The following is a 22,618-nucleotide window of genomic DNA, read 5'->3' on the forward strand; positions in this document are numbered from 1 at the left end:
GTCATCTAGTCACGAATCAGGAACCGGTCGCGGTTCCTGACATCCTTTATCCAGTTTGGCGCGCGCCCTCGGCCAGACCAGGTAGCGCCACTTGCCGGATCACGGTATTTCGCAGGCAGCGCATCGCCTGAACGTCTCGGCCTGCCACGGCGACGTCCAAAGATGTCCCGAGGTGTATATCCGAAATAGCCCACCTTTGTACGGATATCGGCAAGGACGGCGTCGAACTCCTCCTGACGGACTGCTGCTGCCTGATTCTCCAGCTCGGCGATCTGCGCCTTCAGTTCCCTGTACGTTGCCACGAAGCGTCTCCCGCATATGGAAATCACTGGGTCATGATAGTGACTTTCGTATGTCGCTGATCCGAACCGGGACGATGGTCGCCGGGCATTGCGTCAGGCTGGCGTCTGCGGATTTTCCGGCAGATAGCAGAGCCTCGCGACCATAACGACAATGGCGAACGCTCGGGCGTTGTGAATCACGATGGAGAGGAACAAAGCCGGTGCCCGGCTACCGCTGTATGCAGATTCATGGAAAGCCAGATGCCTCACGCGCCGCCTCAGGCAAGCGTGGTGAATGCCATGGATGATCGCGCAACAAGCCGGTATTCATCGCACCGCGGCGGCCAGGAAAGGAAATCCGGGGTAGAAGGTCCCCTCTCATCGGACGGTTAGTGGCAGTCCCTTTGAACCGATACGGGCCCCGTCTGAATTCCGCGCGAATTCCGGCAGTTGGGGTTGCAGCGCCGGTCTGGTAGAGACCGGCTTTTGGGTCAATGGAGTTTGGACGCCTGGCGACGGCGTGCCGTTGCAAGGAGCGGATTCTCGTCGATCCCGGCGTCGCGCTTTGGCGCACCGCCCTGCTGGTATGCGCCAAGCGTCAAAAAGGTCATCAAGTCGGATTACGTGCTGTATCTCGATTACCGGGCGCTGCTGACCCGTACTTCCGAATTGAGTGGTTTTTCACTTGCTCCGTGACGTTACCGGGCCGCGTCGTACGCTCTGGTAGGTCAGTCCCATGCTGCCCGTCGATTTTTGCCGCCGACAGGCGTTCGTGGCTCGTAGCCGCAATTGACGGTTAGTTGCGTCGAGTGCTCTTGATTCCCGGTGCTGTTTGCCCGGAAGTCCCACCTGAACAGGAAGCTTCGCCGCGCGGCACACAGCCTTGCGCGGGCGCCCCGTTTCGATGAGTTCGTCCGCTGCGCAGCGTCGGGCAAACTCATGGGAGTGGTGGAGGACCGCCGGAACCATCACACTGGGCGGCCGCTTTCGTCTGGACCCGCCACCGAACTCGTTGACCCGATCATGCAAATTAAATCGGTGGTCGCTCTTGATCCCCGGGTGACGATCTCAATATGACGTGTCAAATCCAGATCAACCGCCTGTCGGACATGCCCAACAAGAAGAACTCTCGATCCACGCGTCGGCCAGTTGCCAGAACGCACGCAAAGTCGCTCTTTCTCCCGATGCCCCGCCACGAAGCCTCGGATCTCGCACTGCGTGCACGGATCGCGCTTGAGCGTCTGCGCAATGGTGAGGCGGACCGCTCCCTCATCAATCTCGTCTCGCAGGTGGCTATCATCACGAGCTACATTGCCCGGGCGGGACATGGACAGATCGATATCGCGGAGGTCGAGTGCGTTGAGCGTGGCCTCGGAGAGGTACTTGGCGAGGCCGATCACACCGGAGTGTGGCAAGTGCCCGAATCGTTGATCGTGGGACTCACCACCGTGATTAACGAGTACGACCGCCAGCTCTGTGCGACCCGGATGGAGATCGTTGTCCGTGCTAGCGATCACCTTGGAAAACTTGTTGCTCTGGCTGCGAGAGACACGCACACCAACGACAGTCAACTCCAGATTGCACGGTAACTTCACGTCGGATCGCGTGCCGGATTCACGGATCCGTTAGCGCAACGCGCGTTGAAGCTTGCCGGAAAGCGATACGTATGCGCGTGAGAAGGTCTCGCGCATACGTCATACGGTTGGTTCCCGCCAGCCCGATGGTAACCAGCCACCATAGATGGAGACCAAACCCCAGCGCGTGCGTAGCAGAAGGTTTGTGGATCGCGAGCAGCACACCCTGCAATTACCTGCGAAAGCGCGCAAGCGCTCACAACAGACAATTCAGTCACGCTCAACGCAACGAAGACGCGTGTATCCCGCGCTACACTGCGTCCACATCCCTGCTTAGTCCTGCGCGCGATAAATGTGCGGCTGACAACCACGTCCCCAAAGAAAAAACCACATGGAAATTCGCGTCGCTTACGAACATAGCCTGGCGTCCGCGCCGGAAGAATACATCGTTCAGGTGCCCTCGCAGCTCGTGACCGATATTCCCGCGAACGTGCCGCGCGCGCTGTTGCCGGAGTTCATCACCGGCCTGATTGTCGAACGCTCCCCAAGCATCGGAAAGATTCGCAATCTCTGGATTCTTTAACACACCGCATCTTCGCAGTGACGTCTGCCTGACGAAAGGCGTTGTTGTGCGGCTTCGTGAAAACTCAGAAAAGACGCTGTTGCCTGATATCGCGCGCTGGAGGCAGTGATCGTTTCTGGCGTCGTGCGCCGGCACGTCGACGAATAACACGCCGCACGTGAGCGATGAGTTCGAAACGCTCATCCGCAAAGCTGAGCGTGAGCCTGAACCGCGTCAGCCCATCCGGTCCGATACCGGGTTGCACCCGCAGCGAAGCACGCACGCCGAGCCGATGGGCACGGTCCACGAGCTGTGCACGGCTCATACCCGGCCACGCGAGCGAAATCAGCCGACTGACCACCGAAGGAATCGACTCCGGCGGACAGTCAGCCGGTAACGCGAGAGATACAAGCTCGAAACGGTGGGCCATTGGGTTAAAGGCGCACGGCTCTGTGTCCGTGCTTCCTCATGTACATACGTAGCGTCGCCATGACGCAAGGCGACGCCCAAAGGGACCTGAGTGATCAGTCGTAGCGGGCCGCCGCCAATGCAGTGTATCCAGCATCCCGCTCCGCCAGCTACGACTGGATCGCCCGTTGCCCCTTACGCTGCTGCGGCTTCAGGCATCGCGGCAGTCTCAACTGCGGCCGGTGCCTTTTCGGCTGCAACCTTGCGCAGTGCCGAAGCCTTTTTCGCAGGTGCCGCAGCCTTGCGTCCACGCACACCCTTTGCGGGAACAGCCGCTGCCCGACCAGCCTTTTTCGTGGCGACCGTCGTCTTCGCTGCCTTTTTAGCCACGACACGTTTCGCTGCAACCTTCTTCGCAGGAGCCGCCTTCTTCGCGGGAGCCGCCTTGACGCCGGCGACCTTTGCCGTTGCACCGGCTTCGATCAGGAATTTCGAACGATCCTTGACATCGCGAATCCAGAGCGGTGCAAGTCCTCGGCCCGACCAGGTCGCGCCCGTTTTCGGATCCGCGTATTTCGGCGCAACGTGATGCACGGCCGCATGCGGGGATTTTGCTGCTGCCTTTGCCGCCGGCTTGCGACCGCGTCGTTTAGCGACGAAGCCTTCAATATCAGCAACAGTCAGTCCGTGCTTTTGCATCAGCTCGCGGATTTTGGTCAGACCCACCGACGACTGCTTTTCGGCAATCGCTACTGCCTGCTTCTGGAGTTTTGCAATTTTCAAGTTGATTGCGTCCAAGGTAACCATGTCTATTCCTCCCTGTGGGGTTTACCGTCCATGCGATCCTGGAACTTCCCTGGCTTATTTCCCAGGCACTTCGAAGTTCGGTCTGCCCGTCAGAATTGACGCCATCGTCGCGGTCGTGATTATGACTTCATCAGTACGCTCGTGCAAATTGATCGCACGGTGCGCAGTGATTTAAATTGTCACTGGAGATTAAAATTGAGCTGCGTCCGGTGTTGCCTGCGGGTACTACAACGCTCCTTTTCCGTTCGAATGCTACCTTGCAGCAAAACACTCAATTCTCAATTGGCCAGACATGTACCCACGCATCGTCGATCCTGTGAACGAAGTTCCTCTTCGTTCCTCAGGATGAATCGTTCACGCTACAAAAGATGACGTAAGGTGCGCAAGCAAACCTGGCGTCGCTTGCGGATTGATTTATACTGGGTTCACACCGGTCGCCAGTCGCGACACCTTCCGTGTGCCGCTCCCAGCAAAACGATTAAAAGTGCTTCGCACCCGCAGCACGGGTAGCGTTGGGTCGCGTGGTATCCTGGCGGCACGCGATTTGCAATTACCTGCTCAACAACAGATTGTTGCGCGGAGAACACACCGAATGGATGAAAGAAAACGCGAAAGCATCGTTGCCTATCTACGGCGGCGGATGGCTGAATTTGGAATCAAGCCGGAAGACATCGCCACGTCAATTGCGGCAGATCAGGAGCGTTTGCGGGCAGTGCGTTTCCGCGACGCCTCTGGCAATTCATGGGACGGCAAAGGCGCCCCGCCACAATGGGTGGTTCAGGCGACCAGCGCCGGACAGACTCTTGAGCATTTTGCAATTGATTTGGCATCGACCCAGGAACCAGGCAAACGCGCCGGTGCCGACTGGCGCAACGACCCGTTTGCCGGCACCAGACTGGCGAAAATCAAAACAGAGGGCGTTGGCGCCTGAGAGCTGAACCGGAACCAGCTAGAATCCAGCGTCAGAAATCACCTCGTTGCCCCATCGGTTCGGACGTTTACGCGATTTCATACCTGGGCAGATGAGGGACGCAAATACTGTTACAGGGTGAAAGGCCGCGCCCCATTTCTTGACGCAAAAAGTTGGAATTCCGGAGTCCGTCCACGTTAAGGCCAACGATTGAATCATGAAAACATCAGGAAAACCTTGCACATCATGTCCCTGGCGTCGCGCCGCGGGTGCAGGAGATATTCCAAACTTCGATCTCGCTCTGGCAGAGAAGCTGGCCGATACGTGCCCTGATGACCGCGGCTTGGGGCCCGACTTTGGAGCCAGCATGTTTGCGTGCCATCAATCCAGGGAAGGAGAGGAGTTCGCGTGCGCGGGATGGCTGGCGAAAGTCGGACACCACCATCCCGCAGTGCGCCTGGCAGTGGTCTCTGGTCGACTTGATTCGGCGGCACTGGAGCCTGACGTAGACTGGCCAGAACTACATGACAGCTATCGGGAAGTGCTGGACAAGCTGCGTGCAACGTCGAATTCTGGAGACGAGGCCAAAGAAGATGAGTCTGCAGTGAAAATCGGGTGATCCAGCTGCCTGCCCCGGTGATGAACATCATCGAGCCCACTGTGCGACTGGGCTCCAGTAAGTCGGCCACGCTCACGTATCACCCAGGATAGCCCGAATTCCCGGATCATATGGCGCTTTCAGTACCTCCGCGACGATCGCCGAGCCAGCTCCGGGATGGGCAGGATTAAACAGATAGTTGTACGAATGAGGCAGGATGGCGCTTGGCACCTTGAGGAGCAGTTCCTGCCCGGCCGCCAGCCATTCGCTACCGGCGGCCTGCGTCCAGTCCGCGTTCTCACGCCAGTCATCCGGGATAACGTTCGCCGTGAGTTCCGCGATCGCGGCGCCCTCCGCAATTTCCACGCGAAGCAGTTGATAGTTATCAGGCAACGCCTGCGGGGACCCGAATTCGTGGTGCACCATGGTCTCGAGCAGCGCAAGCGCGGGATTTTCCGCCAGATAGACAACGGGTTGCCCCCGGTAGTGCCACCGGCCAGACGCCCTCAACCCGCCGATGCCGCGAAGGTCCGCGTAATTACTGATCCTCCAGAATTCCATCAGGCGAAGTATCCCTCGTCGATCTGCACCAGTGCATCCTCGACAAGCCGTGCACCGTGTTCAGTTGAGGCCATCTCGAGCGGCGTTTTCCCGGCGAATCGCTCTTTGCTGCCGCGAAGCCAGTTCATGGCTTTTTTCGGATTTCCAAAGACCGTCTCCGCCTGCGCAACGATCCTTGCAAGGCGGATGGCCTTGTCCGACTCGTCAGTCGAGAGCCGCTCACCATTCTGGCGACGATGTGAGAGCGTTCGACGCGGAATGATGAAGAGCAGCTCTTCAGCCTTGAGGCCGTGCTCGCCCAGGCGGTCGAGCACCTCCACTCCGACGCGCTCGGTCGCGAGCGCAGCAAGGTCATTGCCGGACCGGATGTGCGCCTGGAGCAGGTTTCCGAGCAGCGAAAACTCGGTATGCCGCGGGTTGCCCCGTCCAGTGGGACGATATTCAATGGTAGCCATGGACCCTCCAGGCAAAATGCCCAATCAATACGGGCATTTTGCCACATATTGAGCTTATCTGCTGTGGCAGCCCGCGGTGCACCGATCGCGCGACCACCGATACTTATGGCAAATCCGCTCCCCGGCAATCCATCCCGATCTGTGGGAGCGTCACAACTTGCTTCCGCGCATGGCCGCACGGTGAGGAGCGGCCATGAAGCGCTCGATGCGGAATTGCCTGCTCGCGGCTGGCCGGCCGGGGCCCTGACCGAGGTAATCGTCCCGCAACCGGGCTGCGGTGAACTGCGTCTGCTTAAACCCGCGCTTGAAGCCGTCGCGACGCGGCCGGTCTTCGTACTGCAGCCACCGCATCGGCTGCAGCCGGCAGCGCTCCTGGTGGGGCGTGGGCGCTGAAAACATCCGCGTGCTCAAAGCGGCCACGACCGCGGACTGCCTGTGGGCAGCGGAACAGGTCCTTCGCGCCGGAACCGCCGGCGCGCTGCTGTTCTGGCAGCAGTTACGCCCGGAGGCGCTGCGCCGCCTGCATCTCGCCGCGCAGCACGCGGACACGTTGCTATTTCTCTTTCGCCCAACCGCGGCGGCGAACTCGACGTCACCCGTTCCGTCGCGTATCTCGATCGACGCGGCGTCCGACGGCGTGAACGTCTCATTCATCAAACGCCGCGGACCGCATCGCGACAAGCCCGTATTCGTTGCGCTCTCCCCTTCGCCTGTTCTTCTCAATCGTCATGCACCACTGGATCGGCGTTCATCTGCCACGCCTGCCCATCGAGAGCTCCTGCCCACGCCGGTACACGCCGGTGTCTGACAATGGTTTAATGGTTTCGTCGTTCTGGAAAAGGGCCGCGTGCTCGATGCGGACGCAGCAGCGCGGGCACAGGGAGTCGTCGATGGCATGCGCCGCGGCGGCGTGCTGACGCTCGCACCGAACGCGAACCTCAGGCAGCGTGAACTCACGCGTGAAGAACAGACCGAACTCGATCTCCTTGCGCAAGGAACGTGCCTTCTCTTTCAAGCAACTGGGAGACTACGCGTCAGCGTTGAGGAATTCCACGCCATTCTCCAGGCGAACGCCAAGACACACTCACCCGCCGGCACCTTGTGGACGACGAGACCACGCTTGGCCAGTACATCGCCGCGGCGCACGATTACGAAATCGTAGGTCAGTCTGTCCATGATGATGGCGGCTTGCTCTACTGGCGTGCGCAGTTGAACTTCTACACTTGACAATTGCGCCAGGCCGATGCAGAGCGCGTCACGCCTCCAAGGGGCCGCGCCAGAGCACCCTGGAATCAATTGAGGAAACTGCCTCCGGCACGCCCTCAACTGCGCACCGGGTCCAAAATATGCGCTGTTTCCATCAAGCGACAGCGCGCAAAACCGGGAGTGGTGTGATGACTCAGGAACGGAGAGCGAAGATCGAGGCGGTGGCGGGCAGGCTCATTCAGGAAGTGATGACGACCGGCCTCACATGGGATGAGGCAGTCGCTGTATTTGGCCTTGCCGCGAAGGCCACAGCACAAGCTGCGGTACGTCTCGGGGCAGGCACGCCCGCGGATTGCCTTACGGTGGCGCGCATTCGGTTCGAGGACGCCTTCGCGCAGGACGTGCGGGTCGTCGTTACGGAACCCGCCACCCAGTAGCGCCCACCTCGACCACGCTCAAGTCAGGGTTTCGTATCGGCAAACTGGACTCGCAACTCGCGGATGCGATCGAGATCCTGGGCCACATCGCTATATAGCCGCGCCACCACGGCGTTCACATCAGCGGGCAAATTCCTTTCAAGCGCACTGTGAAACCGCTTCACCGCGGCATCTTCGCCCTTTTCGCAATCTGCAAGGATGGCGTCGTCGGTGCGGGTGCCAACCGCGGATTTCACATTGAGCCAGCCGCGATGCAACGCGCCCACAACGCTGCCGCCGTTTTCCGGCTTGCCGCCAAGCTTCACGACGAGTTCCTGCAACTCGCGCGCGCCACGCGAGCAGTGCACGGCACTTTCGAGCAGCACTTCGTTCACGCTTGCGTGCTGTGCACCGTCGGCTGCTTTCGTGAATTCGTGCTCGCCGTCCTTTGAAGTTTCGATCAGCTCGTTCAGCATGGCAATGACACTGCTCGTCATGGGTTCGCTCCCGTCGAATACACGCGTGAGAATTTCATGTCTTCGCATACGCCATGCCCGAACCGTCCTGCCAGGGGTACGATCGCGACCGGCACGACGTATGAGAGGTTCACCGCATCGTGCCCCGCGCCGCTGCACATCTCAAGCCAGGAATAGCCGGCGGAGGTCGCCGCCTCGCGCACGCGCGCAACACACTCAGCGTCGAAGACCACCGGTTCATACTCGGCGACCGGCTGCACCTGCAAGCTCGTGCCGCATAGCGCGGTGCGCTGAAGCCATATCGCTTCGAGTTCGGCTACGAGCCGTTGCAGCGCCGGCCGCGATGGGTGGCGAACGTCGAGACTAAACCTGACGAGCCGGGGTATCGTGCTCGGCGAATCCGGCTGGCAGGCCACATGCCCTGCGGTCACGCGGGCATCGGCATCGAACTCATGGCCGTGCTCGATAATCGCGGCGATCATCGCGGCCGCTGCGCCCATCGCATCCTTGCACACGCTCATCGGCGTCGTGCCCGCGTGCGATTTGAAGCCGGTCACCGTCACATCGAGTTCGTACATGCCCTGCACGCCCGTCACGACGCCGATTGGCACGCCGGCATTCTCCAGCACCGGACCTTGCTCGATACGCCTGTTCCGCGCCTTCCGGGAAGTTCATCTTCCGTGAGCCGATGACCCCGGCAATGCAGCGGTTCACTCCCCCCGTTAGTTCAGCCAGACCTTCATCGGTCCGCTTTCGCGGTTATGCCAGGCGAAGTATGGAAAGGCGATCAGGGTGGCATCGTTGCGCGGCGTTGCATCGGGAGCTTCAGCGAGGGGCCGGTAAAGCTCTCCCGTCCAGTCCGGATTGATCACGCCATTGTGTGCCGCGCCCTCGAGCACAACGACTCCCCCGAGCTGCTCTTCTCGCCCACTCCGCTGCGAGCCATTGCGGGTCGACATACAGCTCGTCGAGATCGACTCCCGGCATGTCGGCGCGTTCGACGCAGTACAACAGCGGCCCGCGGCTCAACGCAATCCGGCCGCGATTGTCGGGCACCTTCGTGCTCGAACGGCACGTCCGGCATGACGCCGAATGCATTCCGGCGGCTGCATTTGCGGGTTCATGTCAACAGCCTGAGACGCGTAGATGGCCGGGATACCTGCGCCAGACAGGTTCGATGTGACGTCGGCACCCTGGCCATTCCATCTCGCACCATTCGTCCTTAGCGAATCCCGCGCTTGATGAGCGGAATGAGCGAGTCGATCGTCGCAGGTGTCTGCACACCGGCGCCGGTGTTGATGGTCAGTCCCGCGAAGTGATACGCTGCCGAGAGCACGCACTGCGTAACCGGCAGAAAGCCCTGCAGATAAAGCTGCTGATCGAGCGTCGCGGTGATGAATTTGCTCTGCAGCCCGGAAATCGTGGCAGGCGCCAGATCGATGCCGCCCACGATGATTTGCCCCGGCTTCTTGCCGGCCTGCTGGAGCGCCTGCGGAATGAACCCGGTCACGCCGCCGTGCTGGGTGCCGATGGCCTTCAGATCAGGGTGCGCCTGGATAAAGGCGACCAGGATCGGCACGGCGAGCGAGGAATCGGAATCCACCTGAGGGGAGATATTGAGCCGGGTCACCTTCACACCGGCCTTTTCCAGCGTCTCGGCAAGGCCGCGGTCGGACTGGCTGCGCACACTCTCGTTAAAGACGCCATATTCGAGCGCCTCGTCGCCCTTCTTGAGCCCGGCGCTCAGCATGGCCTGAGCGGTAATCTGGCCGCCAACGTAGAGTTCGACGCCAGCGTAGCCGAAGCCCTTCGCGTCGTAGAGCTTCTGGTTATCGGGCAGCGGCGTATTGCCCACGGTCACGATGATGCCCTGGTCGACCGCCTGCTTGATCAGTGGGGCGAAGGCCGGATCGCCCGGGTGGCCCATGATGCCGATACACGTCGGCTTTGCCGCCATCGCCTGGCGGAACTGCGCAAGCATCGTCTCCGGGCTCCAGGCCGAGAACTGCTCGATCACCTTGATGCCGAAGGCGTGTCCCGCATCGGCAGCCCCCGTCTGACGTGGCAATGTCGCGCCGTCGCCGGGGTTTCCGCCCATCTGCATATACATCGTCATACCGGCGCCGAGTTGCCCTGACGTGGTCGGATCGGTCGCGCCGGCGTTCATCGAAAGGCCGAACGCAAGCACGCCCGCCCCCAGGAGGAATCCCGTCATGATCTTGTTCATCTCTCTCTCCTATCTCCTGATTTAACGGCTTTATCACCTCCCAAGCCTGAATCTTTCGCGCAACGCGCGCAGCCTGGCGGGATTCTCGACCAACAGATGCAGGACCACGGCGACGATGAACACCACCCCTTCGATCGCCTGTACCCAGAAGCCGGCGATGCCTGTCGCAACGATTCCGGCCTCCAGCATGCCAATCACGAAGGTGCCGAAGAAAGTCCCCACGATCGTCGCCGTGCCGCCGAACACCGACGTTCCGCCGATGAACACGCCGGCCAGCGCCGGCAGCAGGTAGCCTTGCCCCTGGGTCGAGAAATAGTTCAGGTTCTCGAGCGTGAGCAGAACCGTGGCGAAACCGGCCAGTACACCCATCAGCGTGAACAGCTTCACCGTCTCACGCAGCACATTGATGCCCACGACCTTCGCTACGTTGCGGTTGTCTCCGATGAACAGCACGTGCTCGCCAAAACGGTGGCGATTGAGGATGAACCACATGAATATTGCGAGCCCGAGCGCCCAGAGCGCTTGCATCGGGAGCACGCCGAACAACGTGCCCGTGAAGACTGCATAGGCTGAACCGCTGGCGAGCTGCTGTAGCGCATAGGAGAGCCCGCCGGAAAGAATCGAAGCAACACCTGCCCAGAGGAACTGCGTGCCGATCGTCACGATGATCGAGGGCATCCCGACCACCGCGACCAGCACCCCATTCACCACGCCGACCAGCGCGCCGCCTGCCAACGCCGCAACAATGGCTAGCCAGGCGGAACCGGTGGTGTTCACGCACCAGGCGAACAGAAAACCCGAGAATGCCATCACCGAAGGGAAGGACAGATCGATCTCCCCCGCCGCAATCACCAGCGTCAGCCCGATCGCCAGCACCACGAGTGGCGGCACAGTGGTCAGGAAGGAGAAGTAGATTGGCCAGCCCAAAAAAACGCGCGGTGCCGTTGCCATGAACAGGCCGACCACCAGCGCGAATACGACCAGGCTCGGCAAGCCCTCCATGCGGGCAAATCCCGGCAGACGCAAACCCACCGGGCGCACCGGCCGTTTTTCCTTGATCGGATCGCTCACGTCTTTGTCCCCGCAACCGGCGCCGGTCCGTGCCCGCTCTGCTGCAGCGAAATCAGATACCGCGTTAGATCCTCGAGGCTCATCTCGCCTGACTTGATATCCGCGACGATGCGGCCGCGATCGAGCACGACCAGCCGATCGGCTAGCTCGTGCACATGGGCGAGGTTATGTTCGATGTAAATGCAGGCGCGCCCGGACTCCTTAATGGAGCGCACGAAGTCGAGAACCTTGCGCACCTCGCTGATGGCAAGTGCCACCGTGGGTTCATCGAGAATGATCAGATCGCTGTCGAAATACATCGCCCGTCCGATCGCGATGCCCTGGCGCTCGCCACCGGAGAGTTTCGCAATCAACGAATCCGCGTCGATCCCCACGCCGCGAAAACCGAGCTGTTGCTTGAGAATATCGTTGGCAATGCGCCGTTCTTCGGCGACATTGATGAAGCCGAGCCGATTGGTGATCTGCCGGCCGACAAAAAAATTACGCCACAGCGGTTGCTTCTCGCCGAGCGATTTCTCCTGATACACCGTCTCGAAGCGCAACCGGTGTGCCTCGCGCACGGAAAAGCGGCTCCAGTCGACCTCTTCGTCGCGAATGAACAGCTTGCCCGTGCTCGGCCGCACGACACCGGTCAGCACCTTGATGAGCGTCGATTTACCCGCACCGTTATCGCCGATCAGGCCGACGATCTCGTTGCGGCCAATGGCGAGGTCGATGCCGGAAAGCGCGCGTATCTTGCCGTAGGACAGGCTGATGCCCTGCGCGCGCACGATATGCCGCCAGTCGCTCGCAGCGGGCGCGGCATCGCTCGCCGTCACGCTGCGCTCCGGCTCGAATGAACCACAGAGATGTTGTGTACGACGATAGCCATAAAACTTTCCCCTTTGCTTATCGCTCGCCGCCTCAACTTACCTGGAAAAGTCTCTGGAATATAGTAAGACTAACAGTCAAAGTCTAGTTCAAGAATCGCCTCGCGAGACCGCTTGTCTCATCGGGAAATTACTAGTCCTGGGCATCCGAATAACGGAATGTAAGGGACTTGGGCACGTCCACGATTGATAGCAAACTTCGCGCGCGTGACCTGACACGGTGGCCGGTGCAGGAGGCACGACAGCACCGTTCGCTACCACGGCATCGAGGTCGACAACGTGCTTGAGATGGTCAACAATCACCGGGCCCGCCACTGCCAGCTTCGACCGCCACGAATGAATCCACCTGAATTCACACTTCGCGCAGCGACGCCCGCCGACGAGCCATTTCTGTTCGCTTTGCGCAGGGCAACGATGACCGAGCACCTGGAACGTGCTGGCGAATCCACCGACGAGCACGCACATTGGGAGCGTCTTCGCTATCGCTACGACGACGCTTATGTCATCTGTTGCGGGTCGGAAAAACTCGGACTCTTCAAGTTCTTTCGCGACCTCGATGAATGGACCATCGTACAAATCCAGATCCTGCCCGAACATCAGGGTCGCGGTATCGCGGCCCATCTGCTCGGTGAATTTCTAAGCCACGCAGACGACGCTCGCGTCCCTGTCAAACTCAGTGTTCTGAAGGGCAATCGGGCCATAAGCCTCTACCAGCGCTTTGGGTTTCACGTGGTCGACGCGACTGACACGTCGTTGCTGATGAGGCGGCGGTAACGCCGCCGCTACGTGAAATTGCGCGTATGCAGCGCCGCAAGCTGCTTCGCCTGAGCCGGCTCGAAGCCAAGGCGCACCAGCCTCGTGTAGCGGCCATCGGCCATTTCGCGCATCAAGGTTTGAACCTGCGCGTAGCCTCGCGCCACGGCCGCCGGCGTCAACTCGCCCGCGGCGATCAGGATCAGCGCGTCGAATACCTCTTCATTGAGACCCGCAGTGCCCTCCAGTGCGTCATGCCGTTGCTCGACCGCGTGGGCCAGACGCGAACGCAGGCGCGGCTCGCTGTTGAGCCGGTAAAGCAGATGGGACATGCCCAGGGCGACATGGCGGGCCTCGTCACTGAGCGCCGGCGTCGAAACCCAGCGACTCAATATCGATAAGCGGGCTCGGCGATTCGGCCTTGGTGGTCATAGAAAGCCTCTTCCGTTACCGCACGGTCGAGCAACGCGTAGCCACTGGCGCGGCCGGGCAGCCACGACCTGAGACCCTCCAGTTCGAGCAACGGACGCACCCGCGCGTCGTTCCAGTCCATCGAGAGCAGCAGGTCGCCAAAGCGCTGCGCCGCTTCCTGCGGCACGCCGGGGCTAACCGTCATGTTGCAGTGATCGAATGCGCCCGTCGTGGCGACGATGCGCGACGCGCCCGCCGGCAGCGTCCCTTCGTCGGCAAACGCCCGGAAGTTGCCTGCGATCATCCACGTGGCGTCGATTTCGCCGCGCACGAGGGCGCTTGCCGCATCGCGTTCGCCGCCGATATGGTCGCCGTGCTTGCCGCCCAGCACATCGAAGCGGCGCGCGTGGTAGTCCTGGCCCGCGACGAGGCCGCCCTCGTGGCGCAGATGATCCAGCGGAATCAGCGTGGCCTGAGGCGAGTCGATCGCACCGAAGCCGATCGTGCCGCCGCGCAGGTCGGCGAGTGTCTGGACGCGACTGTCACGGCGAACCACGAGCACCGAATGCAGGTCGCGGTCCGTGTCGCGCATGGCGAGCGGCAGCACGGTCTCGCCGCGCGCCTGGGCGATGCGGCTCGCGCGTATCCAGGCAAGCGGGGAATTCCACGCGAACGCAATACCGCCTGCGAACTGGGCCTCGACCTGCGTTTCATAGTTCGAGTAAAGCAGATAGTCGATCGCGACTCCGCGTTCGGCAAACCATGCCTTGAAGCCCTCCCAGATCGTGACGACCTTGGGCGCATACGCAACGGCGCCGAGCATCAGGGGGGCATTTCGTGCGCTTGAGGACATGATGGGTGTCTCCTCATCAGGCGAGCGGCAGGCCGCACAGCACGCGGCCAACGAAGTCGTAAAGGACGTCCGAGGTCGGTCCCATGATGGAGGCGGCGCGCGCGTCGCGGAACAGACGCTCGATGCCCACCTCTTTGCGAAAGGCCGCGCCGCCGCAAATACGCATCGCCGTATCGGTCACGGCGAGCGCGGCTTCCGCGGCCACCGCCTTCACTTCGAGTACGCGCAGCATCGCGTCGGGCCGGCCCGACGCCAGCGCGGCGAGCGTATCGTCGCGCAGCGCGCGCGCCTGATCGACGCGCAGCTGCGCGCGGGCGAGATAGGCGCGGATGGTCGGCAGGTCGGCAAGGGCACTGCCACTCTCCGCGAAGCGGCTGCCGGTCACGTGAGGAATGGCGCGCGCCAGCGCGCCATCGGCGATGCCGATCGATGTCGACGCAACGAGGTTTGCAAACGCCGGCAATGCTTCGCCATTCATGATGTCGCCGCCGCCCCCGTCAGGGCCGAGCATCGCACTGGCCGGCACACGCAATCCTTCGGCCTGGATCGGCGCGGACGCGTTGCCGCGCAAGCCGAGGCCGTCGAAGGGCTGCGGACAGTGCAGCCCTTGCGCACGGCTGTCCACGAGCCACAGCGTACTGGCGCCATCCGCGGCCAGCGCCGGTCGCGACGACCAGACGTAGGAGTCGGCTTCGACGGCGGACGTCACCATGCTCTTGCTGCCGTTGAGCACGAAATCGTCGCCATCGGGATGCGCGGTGCCGACCGGCGCCCAGAAATGGCTGCGCGAGCCGGTCTCGGACCATGCCAGCGTGGTGAGGTGCCCGTCTTGCGCAATGGCGCGCCTCACTTCGATGGGGCCGTATTTTTCGATGAGGATGGCGCCGGCGTAGTGCATGGTGACGACCATCGCGGTGGACGGGCAGTCCCGCGCGATGCGCTCGACCACCTGACACGCCTGCGCGACGCCCTGCCCCATGCCGCCGACCTCTTCGGCGCTGACGAGTCCGAGCAGACGTGCCTCGCCTAGTGCGTCGAGGGCCGCGCGAGGAAAGCGCGCGAGCTGATCCGTTTGGGGAGCTTCGGGGGCAATAGCGGTGCGAACGAGCGGTTCCAGCACGTCGATCAAGGACATCGGAGTCTCCCGGACAGAGTTGGCGGAGACGGTCGTCCGGGTCTGTGCTGACGCCGCGCACGTGTTGCGCAGCCGAAAATGGAGGACGCGCGTGCGCCGCTCCGGTGCATCTGTCGCATGCAGACCTGCAACAACGACTCTCGCACTTGAAGGAGCCCGCAGCGCATCGGCAGTGCCGCAGGCCGGCACATTATTGCATCCGCCGATTTTCTCTGGACGCTGGGTGTCCTCGCTCGTCCGCAAGGCCTGGGCGCGCGCTGCGCCCAGGCCTCAGACAGCTCAATGCATATCGCCAACGACAACGCGTGCCGACAACGCGTTCGTATCGCGCGACGACGACGCGGCGCGAATCTCGTAGCTTCCGCCATGCACCTGCCACGCGTGCGTCGTGACGTTCCACGTCGCGAGGCGCCGTGCCGGGATGACGACGGTCACCTGCTGCGACTGCCCGGGCCGCAAGGCGACCTTCGTCCATCCCACCAGGCGCTGCGGCGGCTCGCCGAGTCCCGGCGGCAGCGTCGCGTACACCTGGGCGACTTCGGCGCCGGCACGCGAGCCCGTGTTGGCAACGGTGAACGTCGCGATCACACTGCCGCCCTGATCGGTACGCGTCCGGAGCCCCGAGTACGAGTAAGTCGTATAGGAAAGGCCATAGCCAAACGGGAAGAGCGGATCGATGTTTTTCGCATCGAACCAGCGGTACCCCATCAGGAGTCCTTCGCTATAGACGACGTTCAGGTTGTTCGGGTCGATAGTCGGCTGCGGCAGATCGGCTTCCTGGCGCGGGAACGTGATCGGCAGCTTGGCGGACGGGTTTACGTCGCCGAACAGGATGTCCGCGATCGCCTGACCGCCTTGCACACCGGGATACCACGCTTCCACTACACCGTGAACGCTGCCGAGCCACGGCATCGTGACGGGGCTGCCATTCTCCAGCACGACGATGATCCGCTTGGCCTTCGCAGCCACCGCGTTGATCAGCGCATTCTGGTCGTAAAGCTGATTGCTCGCGTCCGCCTTGTTGTCCGGCAAGGACAGGTTCGCCAGATCCGTGCCCTCGCTTTCCCACTGCGTGGCGAACACGATCGCGACATCGGCGCTGGCGGCTGCGCTAGCCGCGGCGGAGGCGTTCGTGCCGTCGAAATACGTCACCGTGGCCTGAGGCGCCTTGGCCTTGATCGCGTTGTACGGCGAGGACTTGTACCAGGTCGCGCAACTCGAAAGCAGCGGATTGCCGGACTGGCATCCCGACACCGCATTGCCATCTGCCGCGGGCACGCCTCCCGACCCGCCTCCGGACATCACACCGACATCGGCATGGCCGCCGATCACGACGATCGAGTGCAGGCCGCCAGCGGCGAGCGGAAGGACCGGCTGGTTACTGCCGGATGCCGATCCATTCTTCAGTAGAACGATCGACTCGTGCGCGACCGCGAGAGCGTCACGGTTGCCTGCCGTCTGGTCGACCGAGCCGCCGGGGGTGGGCGGGTTGTCCATGACGCCGAGGGCGATCATGGTGCGCAGCTTGCGAAAGACCATGTCGTTGAGACGGGCGACCGGAACGGTACCGGCCTGGACCGCGGCCTTGAGCGCGCTGCTGAAATAAGACTGAATGCCAAAGCCCGCGCCGGCCGTGCCGAGATCGCCGGGCTGCTCTTCGTCGAGACCGGCCATCGCGGACGCGACAGTGCTATGGTTGGCCGTCCAGTCCGACTGAACCTTGCCCTTGAATCCCCACTCTTTCTTCAGGATGGTCGTGAGGAGTTCCGGATTCTGGCAGGCATACACACCATTGACCAGGTTGTACGAGCACATCACGTTGCCGGGATGCCCCTCGCGCACGGCGATCTCGAAGGCGAGCAGCTCCGTTTCCCGCATCGTCCTTTCGTCGACCACGGAATTGCTCGTCATCCGGTTGGTTTCCTGGTCATTCATCGCGTAGTGCTTCACCGTTGCGATCACGTCCTGAGACTGCGTCCCCATGGTGCGCGCCGCACTCATCGTGCCGGTCAGGACGGGGTCTTCGCCCATGTACTCGAACGTGCGGCCGTCGCGCGGTTCTCGCGCCAGATTGACCCCGCCACCCAGCCCTTCCGCGTAGCCGAGCACGCGCAGTTCACGGGCAATACGCGAGCCGTAGGCCCCCGCGAGCGCCACATCCCAGCTCGAGGCGAGCCCGATCGGTGCGGGAAAGGCCGTGGCATGCGCGTTCTGCACATTCACGCCGCCAGCCGAATCCGCGGTGGCCAACGGGGGAATGCCCAGGCGACTGATACCGGGGATATAACCGGCGCCCTGCACCCACGATGGAAACGGGCCACCCAGACCGACGGTGGGAATGCCCGTGCCGTGCACCAGCTGGATCTTTTCGTCGAGCGTCAATTGCGATACCAGCACTGCCGCGCGCCTGTCGGCCTGGTCGCCCTTCGCTTTCCAGTCAAAGGCCGGCTGCTGTGACGCACCCGAAGCCTGGGAAAAGAACTGCGCCACCATCGAAAATGGGCTGTTGCCCCATGTATTGCCGGTGGCAGCTTGATCCGCGTACGCCACAGAGCCGGCACACAATACGCCGGCGACGGCAATCGTTATTTTCTTCGCATTCCTCACGGTGTCTCTCCTGTTGTGCCGATTGCATGAGCGATGACCCGCAGGATTGCGGGACCGTAATCGGACTACATTTTTCTTCTAGTTTTATGTTGAATTGCCCTACGTAGCGAGATGACGATAGCACCGGAGAAACGTTGGCGCTTATCGTGCCGTCGCAGAACTTAACTTTGCGTCGCAGTATCAGGGTTTGCCTTAACCCTGCTCCGTTTGCCATTCCGTCGTTACCTTACAGGCAGTTTTCGAGCCTTCGCACTCGCTCACAGCGCCCGCGCAGTGGTTCATGCGGATTCGATATCTGGCCCCATCGGGCCGTTTGAGGATTGCAGCAAGGATGCTAAAGTCACCAGCTACCAGCGGTTAGCCGAGGCGACGTTTCTCCGTTCCATGGTGTCCCCCATGACGACCGATCAAAAGACCGTTTCAAACGTCCTTGCCCAACTCTCGCTCAAGTCCGCCGTCGAGCACGGCATGTCACCGCACGATTTCACGCGCCTCACCGGCATCACCGAGGCGGAACTCGCCCATCCGGACGGGCGCATCCCCGCACACAAGCACATTGCCATGCTCAATCTGCTGGAGCCTGGCTACAAGGCTTCGGAGCGGCTCGAAATCTTTTCCAGTTATTCGTTTCGCGCCCCCATCAGCACCTTATTGGCCATCGTCACGAACAGCCCGACGTTGACGAAGGCCTTTGACCAGTTTCTGCGCTACCGGGTGTTGATCGGAAATGTCGATACCGTGAAGGTAAAGCGGGCAGGCCAGACATTCGAATTCGAATACGTTCTGGACGGCGCGGGCAGAAGTTCATCGAGCGCTTTCTATAATTTTCTGCTGCTCATTCGACTCGCCGAACAGTACAACGACGACGAGCCCTATCCCACCCAGATCGAGTTGACCGGAGAGGCGTTTGCGCCCGTCTCCCAGCTCTCGCACCTGTGTGGCGCGACGGTGAAATTCAGGCAGAGCCGCAACCGCATGCTGATGAAAACCGGAGCGGCAGACCTGCCGTATTGCAGGTACAACGAGATCACCGAAAACATTCTCTGCGGGCAGGCCGATGCCGATATCAGACGCTTCGTTGTGGGCCATTCGTTTTCTTCGAGAATCGAAGATTTCGTGACGAAGATGATTCGTGAGGCGCATGCCGGTCTGCCATTTGCGAACCCCATGGAAGAAGTCTGCGGCCGCCTTGGCATTTCACGCTCGACGCTGCACCGGCGCCTGCAGATTGAAGGGACGAACTTCCAGGCTATCCTGTCTCATGCGCGCCTCGAGGAGGCACGGCGGTTGCTGCCGTTGGCCGATTATTCGGTTGCCGCGGTGAGCGATCTTCTCGGCTTTTCTTCTCCCTGCGCGTTCTCGCGTTTCTTTCTCGAGAACAGCGGCAAGTCTCCTTCGCGCTACAAGTTCGAAAACTGCAGGCTCTAGTGAGCCTTCTGGGCAAACCGCGCCTGCGCTGTACACGATCGAATATTCGGGACCAGACAGAAAGCGAACACGCGCGTCGAAATCACGATGAGTTCGATGAACAGAGCGCACTACGCAATACACGTGGATGCTCAGATCGAGGCCGCATGAGCGCTCGACGCGCCGTCACGAAGGCGCAGGTCAGTGCGCCGGTCCGAAGAAGGCCTGCGCACCTTCCGATGGCGTCAGTCCGGCGGCGAAATAGCCTTCGAGGCGCTCGGCCTTGGCGTCGTCGAGCAAAAACGGCGGACGCACGAGCCCTTGCGCAATGGCGTGGTCGTACCACCGGCTCATCCACTCGCGCAGCTTCGTTTCATAGGGTGACGGCAATTCGTCTGGCGCGATCTCTTCCATGCGCAATCTCCGCTCGCGGCCTGACTGCCGCTATATGCTTGTCGCGACACGTGCTGCGCCCATCGAAGGACGCAGGATATCGGGTGGAAACACCTGCCATCCACGGTCGGGATGGCGGAAGAAAAACAGCGCGCGCGGTCCGTCCGCTGTCTGCGCCTCGATGAACACGCTCGCGATCCGCCCGGACGGCGCACGATGCACCGTCACGACCCGCACTGTCTGCCTGCTGGTGGGGTTCAGCCACTTCACGACTGCTGCCCCTAACGACTGCCGCACCGCCATCGCCGCCCCCCACGCTTTAGGTGAAATCATCGTAGACAGCCGTTAAACCGGCCGCCATCGGGACGGGTAGATAGTTCCCTCGGGATTGTCCGGTTCGTTTGTCAGGATTTCCTTCTCGCCGCGCACGACCGCGCGTTACTCGCCCACCAGCCCATGCCGGATCGCATAGCGGATCACCTCCGCGTTATTGCCCAGCCCGAGTTTTTGCATCAGCCGCATCTTGTGGGTGCTGATCGTCTTGGCGCTGAGCGCGCACGCATCGGCGATATCGTTGATGCTCTTGCCCGACGCGAGCATCTGCAACACCTGGAACTCGCGGTCCGAGAGCACTTCGTGCGGGGGCACATCGCCCGAATGCTTCTCGAACACCATGGCGTCGACGAGTTTCGGGTCGATAAAGCGCCCGCCGTCCGCGAGCTTGCGAATCGCGGCCAGCAGCACTTCCGGATCGCTGTCCTTCGTCACGTAGCCTGTCGCGCCGGCCCGCAGCGCGCGCGACGCGACCTGGGCTTCGTTGTGGATGCTGAGCACGAGCACCGGCAACGCAGGTTCCTCGGCGCGCACGCGGCGGATGAGATCGACGCCGCTGATGCCCGGCATCGTCATGTCCAGCAGCAGCAGGTCGACTTCGCAGGTCCGCAGCTTTTCGATCACCTCCGAGCCCTGCCCGGCCTCCGCCGTCACGACCATGTCGGCAGTCGTCGCGAGGATCTGCTTGAGTCCGCCACGCACGATGGCATGGTCATCGGCGATGAGTATTCTGATCATGGGGGTCTTCGAGCGGAACGTGGATCGAAATCGTGGTGCCAGACGCAATGCCGATGGTCAGGTCTTTGCAGGGCTGACTGTCGATGCTCAACGTACCACCAATCAGCCTCGCGCGCTCTGTCATGCCAAGCAGACCGTATGCGTACCTTGCATACGCGGCGGCCACGTCGAAGCCGCGGCCGTCGTCGCGCACACGCAAGTCGAGCGAGCCGGGCCCGGTGCTGAGCGTGAGCTCGACGCGCTGCGCCGCCGCGTGGCGCGCGACGTTCGTCAGCGCCGCCTCGACGATCCGGAAGAGCGCCGTGGCCTGCATGTCCGACAAGGCCGGCTCGCCGCTTGCCATGTGCAGTTCGCACGGGATGGCGTTGTGCCGGCTCCATTGACTGGTGAGCCATTCGAGCGCCGAAACGAGGCCGAAGTTGAGCGCCGCGGGCCGCAGGTGGCTTGCCACGTTGCGGACCATCCAGATCGTGCCTTCGACCAGTTCGCGCATGTCGTCGGCCCGGCCGACGGCCTCGGGATCGTCGGTGAGCCGCATCCGCAGAAGCGAGACGTCCATTTTCAGCGCCGTCAGCAACTGGCCGAGTTCGTCCTGAATCTCCAGCGCGCTGCGCTTGCGCTCGTCTTCGCGCATGCCCTCCAGATAAGCCGACAGGGCCCGCTGCTGCTCGCGCGAGCGCACGAGTTCGTCTTCCACGCGCTTGCGGCCGGAAATGTCGTGCAGGCCGACGTAAATGGCCGGTGCGCCATCGTAGTTCGACAGCCGTGCCGTCGCCATGGCCCAGAACTGCGTCCCGTCCGGCCGACGCAGATTCACCTCCGCGTCGCTGAAGCTGCCTTGGGCCGCGAGACAGCGCACGAGTCTTTCGCGCTCCAGCGGATCGACGTAGAAGTCGACGATATTGACGTTCGCGCGCGCCGCTTCATCAAGGCGCAGCAGTTCGCGAAACCGTGCGTTGGCATAGAGCAGTTGGCCGTCGGGCATCGAGGTGATGCCCATGGCCACCGGGCCCGATTCGACGATCGCGCGAAAGCGCGTTTCGCACGCGTTGAGCCCGCGCTGCTGCATGGCGAGTTGCCGGTGGGCCGACCGCAACGCGATGTGCGTGCGGACCCTGGCCACCAGCTCCTCGACGAGCACGGGCTTGCGCACATGGTCGGCTGCGCCGGCGCTGAGGCCATCGGCGAGATTTCGATGATGGCCTGCCGGCATCATGAGCACCACGGGAATATCGCGCGTGCGCGCATCCGACTTCAGGCTGCGGCAGGTGGCGAGGGCGCCCACACTGGCGGCCTCTGAATCGAGCAGAATCAGTTCGGGCTGGGAAACGTACGAACGCTCCAGCACCTCGAGGCCGCTGTTCGCGGCGAGCACCTCGAAGCCCTCCCATACGAGGTGGTCGGCGATCAAGCGGGTCTCGTTCGGCGTACCGCCCGCGACCAGTATCGTGCAGGGGTTCGTTGTCGTGGCCTGCGAGTCAGTCATCTTGCCCACGGTTGCTCCGGCCCTGGTTACTTTGTTTTGTCCTCGTCGCCAAAGCCATGGCCCTTCGGCAACCCTTTATCA

27 protein-coding genes and 1 pseudogene are annotated in these 22,618 nt (G+C 62.0%); 9 read left to right on the forward strand and 19 right to left on the reverse strand.

Annotation, left to right across the window (positions count from 1 at the left end):
• Nucleotides 1-5 precede the first annotated feature (5 nt).
• Nucleotides 6-302 (reverse strand): H-NS histone family protein, encoded by a 297-nt coding sequence (locus AB3X99_RS37485; protein ID WP_368619848.1) that lies wholly within the window; start codon nt 300-302, stop codon nt 6-8.
• A gap of 1,052 nt (nt 303-1,354) precedes the next feature.
• Between AB3X99_RS37485 and AB3X99_RS37490 the strand changes: the two genes are divergently transcribed.
• Together AB3X99_RS37490 and AB3X99_RS37495 are read left to right on the forward strand one after the other, a co-directional pair.
• Entirely contained in the window at nt 1,355-1,870 is a 516-nt protein-coding gene (locus tag AB3X99_RS37490) for a hypothetical protein (protein ID WP_368619849.1), read from the forward strand.
• Between the two features lie 376 nt (nt 1,871-2,246).
• Nucleotides 2,247-2,438 carry a hypothetical protein gene (locus AB3X99_RS37495; protein WP_368619850.1) on the forward strand — a complete coding sequence of 64 codons (192 nt, stop codon included), beginning with the start codon at nt 2,247-2,249 and terminating at the stop codon, nt 2,436-2,438.
• Nucleotides 2,439-3,020: 582 nt separating this feature from the next.
• Here AB3X99_RS37495 and AB3X99_RS37500 read toward each other — a convergent pair.
• A complete protein-coding gene (locus AB3X99_RS37500; protein ID WP_368619851.1) occupies nt 3,021-3,632 on the reverse strand; it encodes an H-NS histone family protein in 612 nt (203 codons plus the stop codon).
• Nucleotides 3,633-4,116: 484 nt separating this feature from the next.
• Here AB3X99_RS37500 and AB3X99_RS37505 point away from each other — a divergent pair, with 484 nt between their 5' ends.
• The gene (locus AB3X99_RS37505; RefSeq protein ID WP_368619852.1) at nt 4,117-4,563 is read left to right on the forward strand and encodes an H-NS family nucleoid-associated regulatory protein; all 447 of its coding nucleotides are present in this window, start codon (nt 4,117-4,119) and stop codon (nt 4,561-4,563) included.
• 196 nt (nt 4,564-4,759) lie between these two features.
• Nucleotides 4,760-5,161, forward strand: a complete 402-nt coding sequence (locus AB3X99_RS37510; protein WP_368619853.1) for a DUF6283 family protein — start codon at nt 4,760-4,762, stop codon at nt 5,159-5,161.
• Between the two features lie 72 nt (nt 5,162-5,233).
• On the opposite strand, the gene AB3X99_RS37515 is transcribed toward AB3X99_RS37510, so the two are convergent.
• Both AB3X99_RS37515 and AB3X99_RS37520 read right to left on the reverse strand, forming a co-directional pair.
• Nucleotides 5,234-5,704 (reverse strand): RES family NAD+ phosphorylase, encoded by a 471-nt coding sequence (locus tag AB3X99_RS37515; RefSeq protein WP_368619886.1) that lies wholly within the window; start codon nt 5,702-5,704, stop codon nt 5,234-5,236.
• Entirely contained in the window at nt 5,701-6,156 is a 456-nt protein-coding gene (locus AB3X99_RS37520) for an antitoxin Xre/MbcA/ParS toxin-binding domain-containing protein (protein ID WP_368619854.1), read from the reverse strand. The genes AB3X99_RS37515 and AB3X99_RS37520 overlap by 4 nt, the downstream gene beginning before the upstream one ends.
• A 382-nt stretch (nt 6,157-6,538) precedes the next feature.
• Between AB3X99_RS37520 and AB3X99_RS37525 the strand changes: the two genes are divergently transcribed.
• The 3 genes from AB3X99_RS37525 (at nt 6,539) to AB3X99_RS37535 (ending at nt 7,799) form a co-directional block, all read left to right on the forward strand.
• Nucleotides 6,539-6,964, forward strand: a complete 426-nt coding sequence (locus AB3X99_RS37525) for a hypothetical protein (RefSeq protein WP_368619855.1) — start codon at nt 6,539-6,541, stop codon at nt 6,962-6,964.
• Between the two features lie 39 nt (nt 6,965-7,003).
• The gene (locus AB3X99_RS37530) at nt 7,004-7,318 is read left to right on the forward strand and encodes a hypothetical protein (RefSeq protein WP_368619856.1); all 315 of its coding nucleotides are present in this window, start codon (nt 7,004-7,006) and stop codon (nt 7,316-7,318) included.
• Nucleotides 7,319-7,550: 232 nt separating this feature from the next.
• Nucleotides 7,551-7,799, forward strand: a complete 249-nt coding sequence (locus tag AB3X99_RS37535) for a hypothetical protein (RefSeq protein ID WP_368619857.1) — start codon at nt 7,551-7,553, stop codon at nt 7,797-7,799.
• A 23-nt stretch (nt 7,800-7,822) separates the two neighbouring features.
• On the opposite strand, the gene AB3X99_RS37540 is transcribed toward AB3X99_RS37535, so the two are convergent.
• The 7 genes and pseudogenes from AB3X99_RS37540 to AB3X99_RS37570 form a co-directional block, all read right to left on the reverse strand.
• The gene (locus tag AB3X99_RS37540; protein WP_368619858.1) at nt 7,823-8,275 is read right to left on the reverse strand and encodes a PA2169 family four-helix-bundle protein; all 453 of its coding nucleotides are present in this window, start codon (nt 8,273-8,275) and stop codon (nt 7,823-7,825) included.
• Complete coding sequence (locus tag AB3X99_RS37545; protein ID WP_368619859.1) at nt 8,272-8,865, reverse strand: hypothetical protein; 594 nt, start codon at nt 8,863-8,865, stop codon at nt 8,272-8,274. Before AB3X99_RS37545 ends, AB3X99_RS37540 begins: the two co-directional genes overlap by 4 nt.
• A 111-nt stretch (nt 8,866-8,976) precedes the next feature.
• Nucleotides 8,977-9,213, reverse strand: coding sequence for a hypothetical protein (locus AB3X99_RS37550; protein WP_368619860.1), 237 nt, complete (start codon nt 9,211-9,213; stop codon nt 8,977-8,979).
• A 49-nt stretch (nt 9,214-9,262) separates the two neighbouring features.
• A pseudogene (locus AB3X99_RS37555) lies at nt 9,263-9,352 on the reverse strand (hypothetical protein); the annotation flags it as partial.
• Nucleotides 9,353-9,476: 124 nt separating this feature from the next.
• Nucleotides 9,477-10,481, reverse strand: a complete 1,005-nt coding sequence (locus tag AB3X99_RS37560) for a substrate-binding domain-containing protein (protein WP_069263872.1) — start codon at nt 10,479-10,481, stop codon at nt 9,477-9,479.
• Between the two features lie 33 nt (nt 10,482-10,514).
• Nucleotides 10,515-11,552 carry an ABC transporter permease gene (locus tag AB3X99_RS37565; RefSeq protein WP_368619861.1) on the reverse strand — a complete coding sequence of 346 codons (1,038 nt, stop codon included), beginning with the start codon at nt 11,550-11,552 and terminating at the stop codon, nt 10,515-10,517.
• A complete protein-coding gene (locus tag AB3X99_RS37570) occupies nt 11,549-12,370 on the reverse strand; it encodes an ATP-binding cassette domain-containing protein (protein WP_069263870.1) in 822 nt (273 codons plus the stop codon). Before AB3X99_RS37570 ends, AB3X99_RS37565 begins: the two co-directional genes overlap by 4 nt.
• A 339-nt stretch (nt 12,371-12,709) precedes the next feature.
• On the opposite strand from AB3X99_RS37570, the gene AB3X99_RS37575 reads away from it, so the two are divergent.
• Nucleotides 12,710-13,195 carry a GNAT family N-acetyltransferase gene (locus AB3X99_RS37575; RefSeq protein WP_368619887.1) on the forward strand — a complete coding sequence of 162 codons (486 nt, stop codon included), beginning with the start codon at nt 12,710-12,712 and terminating at the stop codon, nt 13,193-13,195.
• An 8-nt stretch (nt 13,196-13,203) separates the two neighbouring features.
• On the opposite strand, the gene AB3X99_RS37580 is transcribed toward AB3X99_RS37575, so the two are convergent.
• The 4 genes from AB3X99_RS37580 to AB3X99_RS37595 form a co-directional block, all read right to left on the reverse strand.
• A complete protein-coding gene (locus AB3X99_RS37580) occupies nt 13,204-13,506 on the reverse strand; it encodes a hypothetical protein (RefSeq protein ID WP_368619862.1) in 303 nt (100 codons plus the stop codon).
• A gap of 56 nt (nt 13,507-13,562) precedes the next feature.
• Nucleotides 13,563-14,438, reverse strand: coding sequence for a phosphate/phosphite/phosphonate ABC transporter substrate-binding protein (locus AB3X99_RS37585; RefSeq protein ID WP_368619863.1), 876 nt, complete (start codon nt 14,436-14,438; stop codon nt 13,563-13,565).
• 16 nt (nt 14,439-14,454) lie between these two features.
• Nucleotides 14,455-15,573: an acyl-CoA dehydrogenase family protein gene (locus AB3X99_RS37590; protein ID WP_368619864.1), complete on the reverse strand. Its 1,119-nt coding sequence runs from the start codon at nt 15,571-15,573 to the stop codon at nt 14,455-14,457.
• 279 nt (nt 15,574-15,852) lie between these two features.
• On the reverse strand, nt 15,853-18,066 hold the full coding sequence (locus AB3X99_RS37595) for a beta-glucosidase (RefSeq protein WP_368619888.1): 2,214 nt from the start codon (nt 18,064-18,066) through the stop codon (nt 15,853-15,855).
• A gap of 387 nt (nt 18,067-18,453) precedes the next feature.
• On the opposite strand from AB3X99_RS37595, the gene AB3X99_RS37600 reads away from it, so the two are divergent.
• Nucleotides 18,454-19,608 carry an AraC family transcriptional regulator ligand-binding domain-containing protein gene (locus tag AB3X99_RS37600; RefSeq protein ID WP_368619865.1) on the forward strand — a complete coding sequence of 385 codons (1,155 nt, stop codon included), beginning with the start codon at nt 18,454-18,456 and terminating at the stop codon, nt 19,606-19,608.
• Between the two features lie 180 nt (nt 19,609-19,788).
• On the opposite strand, the gene AB3X99_RS37605 is transcribed toward AB3X99_RS37600, so the two are convergent.
• The 4 genes from AB3X99_RS37605 to AB3X99_RS37620 all read right to left on the reverse strand — a co-directional run bounded on the left by AB3X99_RS37605 (nt 19,789) and on the right by AB3X99_RS37620 (nt 22,537).
• Nucleotides 19,789-20,001, reverse strand: coding sequence for a hypothetical protein (locus AB3X99_RS37605; RefSeq protein ID WP_028203895.1), 213 nt, complete (start codon nt 19,999-20,001; stop codon nt 19,789-19,791).
• 30 nt (nt 20,002-20,031) lie between these two features.
• A complete protein-coding gene (locus AB3X99_RS37610) occupies nt 20,032-20,313 on the reverse strand; it encodes a hypothetical protein (RefSeq protein ID WP_368619866.1) in 282 nt (93 codons plus the stop codon).
• A 105-nt stretch (nt 20,314-20,418) separates the two neighbouring features.
• A complete protein-coding gene (locus tag AB3X99_RS37615; RefSeq protein ID WP_069263858.1) occupies nt 20,419-21,051 on the reverse strand; it encodes a response regulator transcription factor in 633 nt (210 codons plus the stop codon).
• Nucleotides 21,026-22,537 (reverse strand): histidine kinase, encoded by a 1,512-nt coding sequence (locus AB3X99_RS37620; protein WP_368605294.1) that lies wholly within the window; start codon nt 22,535-22,537, stop codon nt 21,026-21,028. The genes AB3X99_RS37615 and AB3X99_RS37620 overlap by 26 nt, the downstream gene beginning before the upstream one ends.
• Nucleotides 22,538-22,618: the final 81 nt, after the last annotated feature.

This window comes from Paraburkholderia sp. BR10882, from assembly GCF_040948855.1.
GTDB lineage: Bacteria > Pseudomonadota > Gammaproteobacteria > Burkholderiales > Burkholderiaceae > Paraburkholderia > Paraburkholderia nodosa_A.

Bases quoted from the DNA above. Each gene is read 5' to 3' on its own strand.
- AB3X99_RS37605 (WP_028203895.1), bottom strand. From the start codon at position 20,001: ATGGAAGAGATCGCGCCAGACGAATTGCCGTCACCCTATGAAACGAAG.
- AB3X99_RS37495 (WP_368619850.1), top strand. From the start codon at position 2,247: ATGGAAATTCGCGTCGCTTACGAACATAGCCTGGCGTCCGCGCCGGAA.
- AB3X99_RS37540 (WP_368619858.1), bottom strand. From the start codon at position 8,275: ATGACGAGCAGTGTCATTGCCATGCTGAACGAGCTGATCGAAACTTCA.
- AB3X99_RS37580 (WP_368619862.1), bottom strand. From the start codon at position 13,506: ATGTCCCATCTGCTTTACCGGCTCAACAGCGAGCCGCGCCTGCGTTCG.
- AB3X99_RS37500 (WP_368619851.1), bottom strand. From the start codon at position 3,632: ATGGTTACCTTGGACGCAATCAACTTGAAAATTGCAAAACTCCAGAAG.
- AB3X99_RS37620 (WP_368605294.1), bottom strand. From the start codon at position 22,537: ATGACTGACTCGCAGGCCACGACAACGAACCCCTGCACGATACTGGTC.
- AB3X99_RS37535 (WP_368619857.1), top strand. From the start codon at position 7,551: ATGACTCAGGAACGGAGAGCGAAGATCGAGGCGGTGGCGGGCAGGCTC.
- AB3X99_RS37510 (WP_368619853.1), top strand. From the start codon at position 4,760: ATGAAAACATCAGGAAAACCTTGCACATCATGTCCCTGGCGTCGCGCC.
- AB3X99_RS37585 (WP_368619863.1), bottom strand. From the start codon at position 14,438: ATGTCCTCAAGCGCACGAAATGCCCCCCTGATGCTCGGCGCCGTTGCG.
- AB3X99_RS37575 (WP_368619887.1), top strand. From the start codon at position 12,710: ATGGTCAACAATCACCGGGCCCGCCACTGCCAGCTTCGACCGCCACGA.
- AB3X99_RS37610 (WP_368619866.1), bottom strand. From the start codon at position 20,313: ATGATTTCACCTAAAGCGTGGGGGGCGGCGATGGCGGTGCGGCAGTCG.
- AB3X99_RS37560 (WP_069263872.1), bottom strand. From the start codon at position 10,481: ATGAACAAGATCATGACGGGATTCCTCCTGGGGGCGGGCGTGCTTGCG.
- AB3X99_RS37550 (WP_368619860.1), bottom strand. From the start codon at position 9,213: ATGTCGACCCGCAATGGCTCGCAGCGGAGTGGGCGAGAAGAGCAGCTC.
- AB3X99_RS37590 (WP_368619864.1), bottom strand. From the start codon at position 15,573: ATGTCCTTGATCGACGTGCTGGAACCGCTCGTTCGCACCGCTATTGCC.
- AB3X99_RS37595 (WP_368619888.1), bottom strand. From the start codon at position 18,066: ATGGTGGCGCAGTTCTTTTCCCAGGCTTCGGGTGCGTCACAGCAGCCG.
- AB3X99_RS37615 (WP_069263858.1), bottom strand. From the start codon at position 21,051: ATGATCAGAATACTCATCGCCGATGACCATGCCATCGTGCGTGGCGGA.
- AB3X99_RS37520 (WP_368619854.1), bottom strand. From the start codon at position 6,156: ATGGCTACCATTGAATATCGTCCCACTGGACGGGGCAACCCGCGGCAT.
- AB3X99_RS37490 (WP_368619849.1), top strand. From the start codon at position 1,355: ATGACGTGTCAAATCCAGATCAACCGCCTGTCGGACATGCCCAACAAG.